We start from the raw sequence: 11,439 nt of genomic DNA, 5'->3' as shown, positions 1-11,439 counted from the left end.
CAAGTTGCTCCGTTCCACTTGCCTTCCGTGCCATGATGACCTCTACCAAAGGTAAAGGCTTATATTATTACTGTTTCTATCTGTAATTGGAATTAATCGTTCATAAGGAGTTTTTCCATTCATAGCGGTGTAGTCTGGCACAATTGTAAAAGATCTCCCACTCAGATAATTTAGCATTTAAATCGGTGTCATCTTTATAGGTGAGTAGTTGGTAAAACTCCATTTTGTCAGTTTTATGAGAACGCTCGACTTTTCCATTATGTTTGGGTGTTCTTGATTTGATATAGCGGTGATTAATGCCAATATCATTCAAATGCCAATGGAACTTTGATTGAAACTCATGGCCATTATCCGTTTGCACGGTATGGATTCGAAATGGGAATTTATTCACAACATAATCTACGAAATCAATGGCATTCTGCTGATTATGGCGATCATAAATTTTTAACGCCCGAATCCGTGTTGCATCATCAATGGCGGCATATTGAAATCGTTTGATGCGTTTGCCGGCATTATCTTTGAAGAACAAAAACTTCACATCGATTTTCACATGATGACCAGGGACTGGTTTTTCATAGCGATGAACCGTCGGTATTGAACGTTTGCGTTGGTTTTGAGGCAATCTATTCAGATTATTTCTTTTAAGTACATGATAAACGCCGCCGGAAGAAATATTGATTTGATGATAACGCTGTAAATACCAACTGATGCGCAGTTGCCCAAAATGATAAGTCTGGCGCAAATAACAATCAATAATAATCTTTAGCATATTGCCAGACCCTGAGGATGTGGCAGCTTAGCACCCTTGAATATCCGGATTTATTGACCACAACAGGAGATATGGTAATTTTCTATGAAGACTCCTCAAAATAGCTATCACAATAAGTGGTATCCCCCAAACGCTGGGTATAATTATTCAGTATGCGGGTTCCTTCCGCAGGCTTAATACGACCAGCATTTATCTGTCTGCGGATAAATTCAGACATGCGCCGCCCCAAATCATTAGGAAAATACTGCACCTGGCTCAGCATTTCCTTAACGCTAATGCCCTTCAGTAGTTCCTCTATCCAGAAACCGTTTGTTTCTTCTGCTCTTGCATAAACATGCACTTCATCCACGCGTCCAAACAGGTTATGCGCGTCACCAAGTATTTCCTGGTAGGCTCCCACAAGAAAAATGCCCAGATAATAAGGTTCGTCTCGACGTAAATCATGCAAAAACAGAAAGTCGCTCGTTCCAGACATTGATACATACTTATTAACTTTCCCATCCGAGTCACAGGTCAAATCCACCAACTGCCCCCGTCGCTCGGGTTTTTCTTGTAACCGATGCAAGGGCATGACGGGAAAAACCTGCCCGATAGCCCAATGATCAATAATCGAATGAAAAACGGAAAAATCCCCTAAGTACATATCTGTGAGCTGTTTCTCCAATTCCATCTGCTCAGCCGGGACAGGAACCAGCTCAGCCGCCGCCAGCTTACGCAGCACTTCGCGGCAAATACTCCAATATAAACTGTCCGATTGCGCTATATACTCCACAGACAAATAACCCAATCGTGCCATCTGCTCCGTCTCCTGACGAATTTCCTGCGCATCGTGGTAGCATTCCAGCAACATATTACTTTTCTGCGCAGACTGTGCATCGCGGAATACGGCTGCCATTCGCGATACCACGGCAGGCGCATCAGCCAGAAAGTCAGCTATTGGCAAACTGTCCGGCCTATGTACCCCCAACACAGGCACTACCAGCACAGAATGATGGGCAGTAAGCGCTCGGCCGCTCTCGGACAGCAGATGGGGCATAGGTACCTGTCGCTCATCACAGATTTCCTTAACCGTATATACGATCACATTAGCGTATTCGCGCAGTCCGTAATTAATAGATGACTCCGGGGTATCGTAATCACCGCCGTAATTCACTCCAAGCCCCCCACCCACATCCACATATTTAATATGCATACCCCGCAACATCAGATCGGCATAAATTTGCGTGATTTCCCTAATTGCACTCCGCAATACCTGAATATCAGCAATTTGGCTTCCCAGATGGAAATGCAGCAATTCCAGCTGCTTCGCCATTCTCCGATCCTCCAGTTGGCGTATGAGCTTTACCAGCTCCGGAATAGTCAAGCCAAATTTTGAACTTGTCCCACCTGATTCAAACCAACGTCCCGATCCTTTCGTATTCAGCTTCAATCGCACCCCTAGCCGGGGTTTCATTTGTCGCGTTTCTGCCAAACTCATCAAATGCTCAAATTCTGAGTATTTTTCAATAATCGGTACCACCTGCTGCCCAAGCTGTTGCGCATTTAACATCAAGATCAGCATGGTGCGGTCTTTGACCCCATTACAAAGCAGCAATGTTTCATCGGTAATGAGTGGCAGCATGGCCAGCAACTCTGCCTTAGAACCGCACTCCAATCCAATATTGAATTCTTGACCAGCCTCCAGAATTTCTGCCACTACTTCCTGCAATTGATTAACTTTAATAGGATAAATACTTCGATATGTGCCTTTGTAGCCGCTCTCCCGAATCGCCATCTGAAATTTATGATTCAAACGTCGTACACGTGAACTGATCACATCCTGGAAACGAATCAGCATCGGTAGAGAAGTACCTTCGGAGCGAGCCTCGCGGATCACATCCATGATATCAATGTGTAATTCCTGACCTTCTAGAGGGCAAACGGAGACATGGCCCAGCTCGTTTACCGAATAAAAACCGTCTGCCCATTTATCCATGGCATACAGTACCCGTGCATCGGCACAGGACCAATCGTGCTGTTTTACTACGTGTTGTTGATCATTCATTACTTTTAACGTTACGTTTGGGGCGTGCTGCGTAAAGGCATAATAATTCAATTGCGATCTGGGCAGCCGCAAGTGCCGTAATTTCAGCATGGTCATAAGCGGGCGCCACCTCGACAACATCCATGCCTACTAGATTGATACCTTTGAGTTCACGAATAATGTTTAGTGCCTGAAAGGATGACAGTCCGCCGGGTACAGGTGTTCCCGTGCCTGGTGCAAAAGCAGGATCCAGACAGTCGATATCAAATGTGAGGTAAACCGGAGAAGTACCCACCCGCTCGCATATCTGCCTGGCTATCTCACGGCCGCTCATTTGATGCACATCTGCTGCAGAAACAATATGGAAACCCAGCGTATCATCATTGGTCGTACGAATCCCGATTTGGGTAGATAATGCAGGATTTACAATCCCCTCATGCGCTGCCTGATAAAACATAGTACCGTGATTGATGCCATTGCCCGAAGAAGGCCAAGTATCGGTATGCGCATCGAAATGAATCAGGCTTACAGGACCATACACGGCGGCATGCGCTCGAAGACTGGGGTATGCAACAAAATGATCTCCACCGAGCATGAGGCAAGCTGCTCCCGCATTAACAATATTAGCGATATGCTTTTCGATGTGAGACACACTTAACAAATCGCCATCTGCGGGCTCGCAATCACCGCAATCAATTACCCGTAATGCAGCCATCGGATCTGTAGCCCAGGGCCACGGGCGCTCCCACGCGAGGGATGCCGATGCATTCCGAATGGCACGCGGCCCTAATCGCGCACCAGAACGATTAGTAGTGGCAATATCCAGAGGCACCCCGGTTACCGCCACATCTATTCCGGTCATCTCTGCCTGATAAGGTACGCGAAAAAAACTGGTTGCACCCCCGAAACTCAGGGTGTGCGCCATGCCCTGTCCCGGCTTGCCACGAAACCCATTATCCCAACTGCTCATAAATACTCCTGCTTTAATAAAAGTAACTGTTTATTAATTCATTTCAATTTACGAAAAAAGAAATGATATAGCAAGCCATGGGATAGAGGAATTTAATAATTCAATGGCTTACTGCTTGGTATATTCATGTTAATTCAACCAGATAATCATTGGCTTCCTTCTCTGATTTTTTTCGATATCACTAATTGATGATATTAATTTATCAAGATCCTCAATGCTGGCTGTTTCTGATTCAAAAACAATCACATCTATTGAAGGCATCAAAGTCTTGGTCACACCTTCTCCGCCAGTTAAATCTTTTGGCAACATAATTTGTTGAGTTCTCTAACGCTAACCCTTTAAATATAAATTTGATATCGTCTATTGCTATCAAAGGCTTGGTCAATTGCCATATTTAAAACTACGAGTGAAATTAGATTTCATCGGTTCGCTAACGAACCTAGATTAATCTCCTCACGCGTTCTAAAGGAAAGCCAAAACCTAGAATAAGATTTAATGAGCTGGAAGCGTAATTCACCAATAAGTGATCGATTTAACAGACTTTAATTATTAATTACTTGATCATAATTATTCTTTCCTAAATTTACTTTATGTTAGAGGTAATTTTTATGGCTCAATCTAATCAAATTGTATTAAAAAAGAATCATCAATTCAGCAATCAACAATTATCTGATCCAGAGTTGGATGACTTAGAAGAAAAACTTACTGATGAAGAACCACCCGAGGATATTCCTTATGAAGAAGATCTGCCTGAAGATTCAGAGCGTCGAAATAACATACCCGAGAAAACTATTCCTGACAGGGATGGTCAGGCTATCAATAAAGAAGTATCTGAGTTTACGAGAGATACACTTAATAAAAAATTTCCCGCTGTTGAATAGTTATTTATTAATCCAGACCCGCTTCAACCAGCGGGTTTTTTATTGTATGAAAATAAAGGAGAATATAAGTTCTGCAATAATAAAGCAGCAAACTTTTATATGGACTAGTTTAAGTGAATCTGACGGATGGCCCGATCAATTCAGTAACGCACGATTTGCTCTAAACTAGCACACTTCAGTATACTGTAAGGCTAAGTATCGATTCTTGCTCTATAAGAACTCTATATAGAAAAGTAAATGGTTACATGACACTTAAAGGAGGTAAATTATAAGTTAATTGACAACAATATTTTTTAATAATCCAAGATCCGGTGCTCAAAAGAGAGCAATTAAGGTCAAATATTGAGTAGCCGTAGCATCGATTGCTTATCGAGTGGTCTAGGTCTAGGTATAGTCACTGTAGAGGCAGCAGGTATGCATGCCTTACCTTCGTTTCAATGATAACTTTAGAAACACTTTTCATCACGACCCATTGAATAGAGATTAGTAGGGTTCAGTATAGCGGTAAATCCTTCGGCAATATCTCTAATTCACAATAAAAACAATACAGCAATCAGATCATTGTTTTTTACATATTCTTCTGATAGCGCTTATTCGTTTATTGACTATAGCCCACTATTTTATTTTTCATCAATGTCCTAATTTCATTCTGAAATCGTGAAATTAGATCTAAACCGACAGGCACTTGATTAAGTTGGTAACTGTCAAACTAAACTTGAACTGATATATTTTCTATAAGTAAGCTAAAAATCTTCGCTGATGCGGAGGCATTATCACTGAAAAGGTTAATTTATGACTTCAATATCAAACAAGAATGAAATTCGCTCTCATACAGCGCTACGAGGTATGGCAGCTCTAATAGTCGTCCTCGTCCATTTTCGCTCTTTTTTTCATCCATCAATTGATCCAGATGAGATAACTTCTTTTCTTGCAAAGGGCTATCTGTGGGTAGATTTTTTCTTTATCCTCAGTGGCTTCGTACTATCCTATGTCTACGGTATCGAACATCCTGAGCGCCGTACCGTTCGTGATGTTATTCACTATTTAATTGCTCGTTTTTCACGAATATATCCGCTGCACTTAGTCTCACTCGCGACAGTATTTTTATTTTTTTTCATGGTTTCGCTGATTAGCTGGAGCCGCAGCGACACATTCTGCTGTCTGTTTGATGGCTCCTTGCGAAGCGCCGAATCATTACTAGCTAATTTATTACTTATTCATGCTTGGGGCATGTTCGATTGGGTAACATGGAATCTTCCATCATGGTCTCTCAGTGCGGAATTTTTTTGCTATCTGATCTTTGCTGCTCTTCTAACAATGGATGGCAGCACGCGAAAAATTGCTCTGACTGGATTGTTATGTATTATGTTGTTTTATTATGGTTTCTACCTTGGTATCAGTGGGGATGTAGATGAGGATTTTCGCTTGTCTGTCATACGTGCCGCATCAGCCTTTTCAATTGGTATCGTACTATTCTTAAGCCGCCAAATAATTTCTGCTCTGTCAGAGCGATGCTTAACGTTTATTCAGATCACAGCAAGCATAGCGCTCTTACTGGCGTTACACTTTGGTCTGGCGGATGTGATTTCCATCAGCTTGATGGCCTTGATCGTTTTGGTTACATGGGAAGATCGCGGTTCTTTATGCAATTGGCTCGCCACACGCTATCTTCACACGATCGGGTTATTTTCATACTCTATTTATATGTGGCACTATCTCATCAAATTCATTGCGCAACAAGATTGGGAAGACTATACAGGATTGCCATTGCAAAGTAGCATACTCGGATCGCTAATTTTCGTTGCCTGTATGGTGAGCTTGGTTATTCCTATTTCAATTTGGAGTTATCGATCTCTGGAAATGCCTGCTCGTAAATGGGTTAGCTTTCGATTGACTTGTTTATTCGAAACTAAATATGCACTGACAAGACCGTGTTAGTAACCTGAGAACACTACTCTTTTCTCTCATATTTTTATCTTGCGCAGTCCTCCATGTCGTCTCATAAGAGCTGAACAAGATATTTATAAATAATCGCCATAAATTTCAAGCCGAAGATAAGCGTTTAAGTTTTCAGATAAACATGCTTATCTAATAAATGGCAAACCTGATAGAACTGCCAAATATAAATGGCACAATTAAAAATTTCTTTAGATGAAAAACCGGAGAGCATGAAATGCTCTCCGGTAGAGTGGCGAATGAATACTGCTGGTGTAATATCGACTTATCAATAAGAAACTTTAGAGGAGGTAAGCATGAAATCAATAAACAGATCTACCCCATTCCCACCTATGCCAGATCCGATTCCGAATCCGGCACCTCATCCTAAACCAGATCCCATTCCAGATCCTAATCAGGAGAAAGCGCCAGGAAGTGCAAAGGCCGGAGAAATCTAGGTCGATCTTTAACTTGGCATAGACGTAGAAGAAGCCATACCACAATTAAATCGCTCTCCCTGCCCAGATCTCTCCGGACGAAACTTTTAAAAGTGATGTTCGGCAGAATGGAGAATTACCTTAGGTTCATTCGGTTGAATTAAGTTGCTTAGCAGCTCAGATAAGACCCTGAAGTATAATAAAGGTCCCTTAAATGAAAGTAAGAATATCAGATACTTATACCAATCAAGAAATTATTTCTTATTCAATTATGCTAGGAAGTGGAAGTGCTAACCAGCACTTATTAGATCAAGACTACTTTGAAGAAGCCTGGAAAAACGCAATAGAGGATAATCTCGTTGATAAAGATCGTCGTTCTGAATATAAATTCGAGATAGTGATTAAATAATGATGAGATAATACAAATAATGCTTTCTCAGCATGCTGCTCTTAACGGATAACTGGACACTTCAAAAATACAATTACTTGACACACTTACCTGACAGTTCTCTTAATTTAAGACTCAAGACGATTTCACCATGACATGTGCTTTGGCGCACAGACTGATGAGCTACTTTTCTGCATTATAAAATTTCATTTTATTAAACTAAAGGAAGCATAATGAAAAAATTACTGATATCTATTCTCAGTGGATTTCTATTGCTTAGCGCCCCTGCTTTCGCAGATTACACTCAAACACAGAATAAAGTTGATGATAAGGAGAATTCCCCAAAACCTGTTCCCTTCCAAACCGACAAAAAGAGCGAGCAAAAACCTTCTGAAAAGGGTGGCGCTCATCCCGAAGGACCTCGTGATGATGCTGCGGAGAAAGGATCCGCTGCAGACAAATCCCGTGACTCCTCAAAATAATATCCCAATGATCCGCTTCGGCGGATTTCTTGTTTTTATGAATGTAAGAAATGAACTGACTATTTTTCTTTCATAAGAACATAACAACTAATTTGTTAATTATCCGTGAGGTTATTACCATGACCAAGATAAAAATTTTTTTAGTTTTTGGATTCTTCTTTACCTTTAGTTCATTTGCTTTCTCTCAATCAACCCCACCCTTAGATAAGTCCGCTGAAAAACCACGATCTGACCAAATATCAGAACCTGGACGCATTCAAGAAAAGATGAATGCTTCAAGGAATAGAACAGGTTCTCCTGATAACGATCAAAACCACCCTACTTCAAAGCTACACGACAGATCTACTCAACAACAAGGCTCTGGCCAGCTTAACCAATTCGAGAAAGACTCAGGAATAGATGATGCAGTTCTGCCAGGGAAAGCTCCCGAGAACAGATGAAGCTGATATCCGATTTCTGGAAGAGAAGAAACAAGATATGAGCCCTATCAGTCTCATGGCGAGAACAGAAACTTAGAATGATGCAAATTTCCTTGGAAATTACCATAAGAATTACCCCGCTTCGGCGGGTTTTTTATCTCCCTTCTTTCTACAGAAACTCTTATAGATCGGTTCTTCCTTACCATTGACCGGAAATATATGGCCTAATATTAATCGATCTGCACAGCCTTCTTATTCATCAGGTTTTTGGGATTTTAAAATAGCTACAGCGGTATCATATTTTTCATCCGTTTCGTTTATAAAAGTGCCATCAAACATTACCCCTCTCTGAAATGCAATATCGTTATAGGCTATCTCAAGGCAATCCCGTAAAGAATAACGAAGAATTTTAGTCAATGCAGTTAAGTAAATGAGAAGGTAGCCCATATTAGTTCCAATATCTTCATTCATGATGATATTGTGAGTTAACTTTCCTAAGTGTTGAGTCATAATTTTTAGCACAAACCTTCGGTTTGTTACTCTCTTTTCAGTTATTTCCTGCGTAAATTCTAAGCAGTCATAAAGAGAAATATTCTTCATTCTACAGATTATTATCATTATAATCATTAAGTTACCTATTATTTTACGGCATTCCTTGACTCTATTTATAGAACATGCCATCTCACCAAATTCAGCGACTAACTTTAACGTTTCAGTTTTTAAGTCGGATCCATTCACGATGTTACTTTCTTCTGCCCAGTTAATAACTTTATGTATTAATCTTTCCATCTATCAATCTCCTTAAAAACAACGGATAAAGCCTAGCTAGGTTTTTTGATATAAGTTTTCTATAAAAAAATTCAACCCTTTCATGAAGAGCAACAAAGAAAAAAAATTAAAAATTAAAGTTCCAGCAGGCTATCAGGAAACCAGACTTTCTTTTTCTTTAGTTAGTGTTCGGAATCTTCAGCTATGGAATGCTGTGGTATAAATCTTCAGGTAGATATACTGGAATAAAGGGGATTAGCCAAAACTTTAGAATGAAACATTATAGTCAGCTGATTAAACGCTTCTGTTCAATATTTTAACCTAAGGAATATTGTATACATGGCGATTGTATCTTTGAATTTTATATGCACTCAAATATGTATAAATCATTCTGCCAATGTGTCTTACCGTACAGATTGTTTTTAAATAGACAGGGCAGTATTAAGACTCATCTATTGATATAAAAAAGGACAAGACTATGTTTATTCATGAGAATAATATTTTCCAGGACGACAATATGATGCACGAATCAAATGATGTGGATTTCCTAAGAGCTGCTTCTCCAGAAGATATTCCCCTTATCGAAGCTTACGACGAACAAAGTTTTAATTTCTCAGATGGTATGTATCATATCGAGGATTTTTAGCTATGAGCTTTTTAAGATAGCCCGCTCAGGCGGGCTTTTTGTTGTCCCTATTTTCGTTTGATATAGACCGCAATTTAATGAGCTATAGTCAAATCTCGTGTATAGAAAGTTAAGCAGCTACCTGTTCTTGATCTCCTGATTGTTGATTCCATTCCGTATTCTGAGAATGAACAAGCTTTTTATCGTGACAGTGAAATAAAAGGCTTTGGCCTACGCGTTGGTGCAACGATCAAAGTTTATATTGCCGAAAGCAAAGTTAATGGCATGAATCGCCCCGGGCTTTCCGGAGATAAAATGGTTTGAGAGGAGGAGAAGATGAAAAATCAAATCAGTTATTCATCGGAAGTACGGGAACGAGCGGTACGATTGGTATTTGAGCAGCAAAAGGAGCATGAATCGCAGTGGTCGGCCATCAAATCGATCGCATCGAAGATTGGCTGCACAGCGGAGACGTTACGCACGTGGGTAAGGCGGGCGGAGACCGATCAGGGAATTCGCGGAGGCATATCGTCATCGGATCGTGAACGACTCAAGCAATTAGAGCGCGAGAATCGTGAGCTTAAACAAGCAATTTTGCGAAAGGACGCTCGACCGCCGATCGAAATGATGGTGGCATTTGTAGACGAACACAAAGCACGGTACGGGGTCGAGCCAATCTGCGAACAAATTCAGATTGCTCCGTCGATCTATTATGAACATAGGACGCGCGAACGAGATTCTGATCGATTGCCTAATCGGATAAAGCGGGACAGGAAACTTGAACTCGATATACAGTGGGTATGGAAAGACAATTTCCGGGTTTATGGTGCCCGCAAGGTATGGCGGCAACTGCTGCGAGAAGGTATTGAAGTTGCTCGCTCGATTCGCTATACGGAGCGTCTGAGGCAAGCCAATATAGCTTCCTCTGTAGGCAGAACCGGGGATTCATATGACAATGCCATGGCTGAAACCATCAATGGCTTGTTTAAGACTGAAGTCATTCGGCACCGCAGCCCATGGCGCGGTATAGAAGACGTGGAATTTGCCACCTTGGAATGGGTGGATTGGTTCAACAATCGAAGATTGCTGGAATCAATCGGTAATATTCCACTGGCAGAATTTGAAATGGATTATTATCAACAACAGAATGGGTCTGCTAAGGCAGCTTGACTCAACAAAAAAAGTCTCCGGAAAAACCGGGGCGATTCACTGGACAGCTGGACCGATTATTACAATAATGAAAGAACTCATCAGGGCAAAATCTGCAATGAAAAAACTCCGATGGAGACTTTGCTCAGTGGGAAAGAGATTTGGAACAGTAAAAACTTGAACCAAATTTAACCTGACAGATACCCAATCAATTGGGTATCTGTACGATCTGATCTGAGCTAATACACTTGATCTGAATGAGCAATAAGTCCCTTATCCGGATGTTTACTTTCAGTTGCATGAAACAAAGCTTGTATAACCAGATCCTTAGTCATTCTTTCATTCATGGCATAGCCGACCAGTTCTCCATTAAACAGATCCTTTACACCAGCCAAGTACAACCAGCCCTCATCCGTAGGAATATAAGTGATATCACTGGTCCACACTTTACTAGGCGCGGCTGCTAGAAAATTCCCGGTTCAGAATATTGGGTGCAACGGTAAATGATGTTTAGAATCGGTCGTTCACTTTGAATTTCAGTTTTTGCTTACAGCGTAAGTTCAATTTCTTGCGCAATGTTCGAACACGGTATA

General features: G+C 41.1%; 12 protein-coding genes, 3 pseudogenes and 1 other annotated feature. Of the genes and pseudogenes, 9 read left to right on the top strand and 6 right to left on the bottom strand.

Going from position 1 to position 11,439, the window contains the following annotated elements; all coding sequences use genetic code 11:
• Positions 1-42 precede the first annotated feature (42 nt).
• The 4 genes and pseudogenes from BM021_RS13685 to BM021_RS13670 all read right to left on the bottom strand — a co-directional run.
• Positions 43-700 (bottom strand): annotated as a pseudogene (locus BM021_RS13685) (integrase core domain-containing protein); the annotation flags it as partial.
• A 151-nt stretch (positions 701-851) separates the two neighbouring features.
• Entirely contained in the window at positions 852-2,813 is a 1,962-nt protein-coding gene (gene speA, locus BM021_RS13680; protein WP_090721572.1) for a biosynthetic arginine decarboxylase, read from the bottom strand.
• On the bottom strand, positions 2,806-3,762 hold the full coding sequence (gene speB, locus BM021_RS13675; protein WP_090721571.1) for an agmatinase: 957 nt from the start codon (positions 3,760-3,762) through the stop codon (positions 2,806-2,808). The genes speA and speB overlap by 8 nt, the downstream gene beginning before the upstream one ends.
• Positions 3,763-3,891: 129 nt before the next feature.
• Positions 3,892-4,071, bottom strand: a complete 180-nt coding sequence (locus BM021_RS13670; RefSeq protein ID WP_090721570.1) for a hypothetical protein — start codon at positions 4,069-4,071, stop codon at positions 3,892-3,894.
• A 299-nt stretch (positions 4,072-4,370) separates the two neighbouring features.
• On the opposite strand from BM021_RS13670, the gene BM021_RS13665 reads away from it, so the two are divergent.
• From BM021_RS13665 to BM021_RS13645, 6 genes are all read left to right on the top strand, one after another.
• On the top strand, positions 4,371-4,643 hold the full coding sequence (locus BM021_RS13665) for an MmgE/PrpD family protein (RefSeq protein WP_143074356.1): 273 nt from the start codon (positions 4,371-4,373) through the stop codon (positions 4,641-4,643).
• Between the two features lie 792 nt (positions 4,644-5,435).
• Positions 5,436-6,581, top strand: a complete 1,146-nt coding sequence (locus BM021_RS13660; RefSeq protein WP_090721568.1) for an acyltransferase family protein — start codon at positions 5,436-5,438, stop codon at positions 6,579-6,581.
• Positions 6,582-6,895: 314 nt separating this feature from the next.
• A complete protein-coding gene (locus BM021_RS15610) occupies positions 6,896-7,036 on the top strand; it encodes a hypothetical protein (RefSeq protein ID WP_177186389.1) in 141 nt (46 codons plus the stop codon).
• A gap of 193 nt (positions 7,037-7,229) precedes the next feature.
• Positions 7,230-7,424 (top strand): hypothetical protein, encoded by a 195-nt coding sequence (locus BM021_RS13655; protein ID WP_090721567.1) that lies wholly within the window; start codon positions 7,230-7,232, stop codon positions 7,422-7,424.
• A gap of 212 nt (positions 7,425-7,636) precedes the next feature.
• The gene (locus BM021_RS13650; protein WP_090721566.1) at positions 7,637-7,885 is read left to right on the top strand and encodes a hypothetical protein; all 249 of its coding nucleotides are present in this window, start codon (positions 7,637-7,639) and stop codon (positions 7,883-7,885) included.
• Between the two features lie 119 nt (positions 7,886-8,004).
• A complete protein-coding gene (locus BM021_RS13645; protein ID WP_090721565.1) occupies positions 8,005-8,325 on the top strand; it encodes a hypothetical protein in 321 nt (106 codons plus the stop codon).
• 231 nt (positions 8,326-8,556) lie between these two features.
• On the opposite strand, the gene BM021_RS13640 is transcribed toward BM021_RS13645, so the two are convergent.
• Positions 8,557-9,093: a nucleoside triphosphate pyrophosphohydrolase family protein gene (locus BM021_RS13640; protein WP_090721564.1), complete on the bottom strand. Its 537-nt coding sequence runs from the start codon at positions 9,091-9,093 to the stop codon at positions 8,557-8,559.
• A gap of 457 nt (positions 9,094-9,550) precedes the next feature.
• Between BM021_RS13640 and BM021_RS15605 the strand changes: the two genes are divergently transcribed.
• The 3 genes and pseudogenes from BM021_RS15605 to BM021_RS16655 form a co-directional block, all read left to right on the top strand.
• Positions 9,551-9,718, top strand: coding sequence for a hypothetical protein (locus BM021_RS15605; protein WP_177186388.1), 168 nt, complete (start codon positions 9,551-9,553; stop codon positions 9,716-9,718).
• A gap of 315 nt (positions 9,719-10,033) precedes the next feature.
• Entirely contained in the window at positions 10,034-10,867 is an 834-nt protein-coding gene (locus tag BM021_RS13635; RefSeq protein ID WP_090721563.1) for a transposase, read from the top strand.
• Positions 10,285-10,399, top strand: a sequence feature (AL1L pseudoknot). Its footprint overlaps the gene before it by 115 nt.
• 39 nt (positions 10,868-10,906) lie before the next feature.
• Positions 10,907-11,038, top strand: a pseudogene (locus BM021_RS16655) (IS481 family transposase); the annotation flags it as partial.
• Between the two features lie 56 nt (positions 11,039-11,094).
• Here the strand turns inward: BM021_RS16655 and BM021_RS16290 are convergent.
• A pseudogene (locus tag BM021_RS16290) lies at positions 11,095-11,439 on the bottom strand (DDE-type integrase/transposase/recombinase); the annotation flags it as partial.

This window comes from Nitrosomonas sp. Nm166, from assembly GCF_900112825.1.
GTDB lineage: Bacteria > Pseudomonadota > Gammaproteobacteria > Burkholderiales > Nitrosomonadaceae > Nitrosomonas.
This window is presented reverse-complemented; position numbering and strand designations above follow the sequence as displayed.

Excerpts from the sequence above, each read along its gene's own strand:
- speB (WP_090721571.1), bottom strand. The coding sequence starts at position 3,762 with ATGAGCAGTTGGGATAATGGGTTTCGTGGCAAGCCGGGACAGGGCATG.
- BM021_RS13645 (WP_090721565.1), top strand. The coding sequence starts at position 8,005 with ATGACCAAGATAAAAATTTTTTTAGTTTTTGGATTCTTCTTTACCTTT.
- BM021_RS13655 (WP_090721567.1), top strand. The coding sequence starts at position 7,230 with ATGAAAGTAAGAATATCAGATACTTATACCAATCAAGAAATTATTTCT.
- BM021_RS13635 (WP_090721563.1), top strand. The coding sequence starts at position 10,034 with ATGAAAAATCAAATCAGTTATTCATCGGAAGTACGGGAACGAGCGGTA.
- speA (WP_090721572.1), bottom strand. The coding sequence starts at position 2,813 with ATGAATGATCAACAACACGTAGTAAAACAGCACGATTGGTCCTGTGCC.
- BM021_RS15605 (WP_177186388.1), top strand. The coding sequence starts at position 9,551 with ATGTTTATTCATGAGAATAATATTTTCCAGGACGACAATATGATGCAC.
- BM021_RS13670 (WP_090721570.1), bottom strand. The coding sequence starts at position 4,071 with ATGTTGCCAAAAGATTTAACTGGCGGAGAAGGTGTGACCAAGACTTTG.
- BM021_RS13650 (WP_090721566.1), top strand. The coding sequence starts at position 7,637 with ATGAAAAAATTACTGATATCTATTCTCAGTGGATTTCTATTGCTTAGC.
- BM021_RS13640 (WP_090721564.1), bottom strand. The coding sequence starts at position 9,093 with ATGGAAAGATTAATACATAAAGTTATTAACTGGGCAGAAGAAAGTAAC.
- BM021_RS13660 (WP_090721568.1), top strand. The coding sequence starts at position 5,436 with ATGACTTCAATATCAAACAAGAATGAAATTCGCTCTCATACAGCGCTA.
- BM021_RS15610 (WP_177186389.1), top strand. The coding sequence starts at position 6,896 with ATGAAATCAATAAACAGATCTACCCCATTCCCACCTATGCCAGATCCG.
- BM021_RS13665 (WP_143074356.1), top strand. The coding sequence starts at position 4,371 with ATGGCTCAATCTAATCAAATTGTATTAAAAAAGAATCATCAATTCAGC.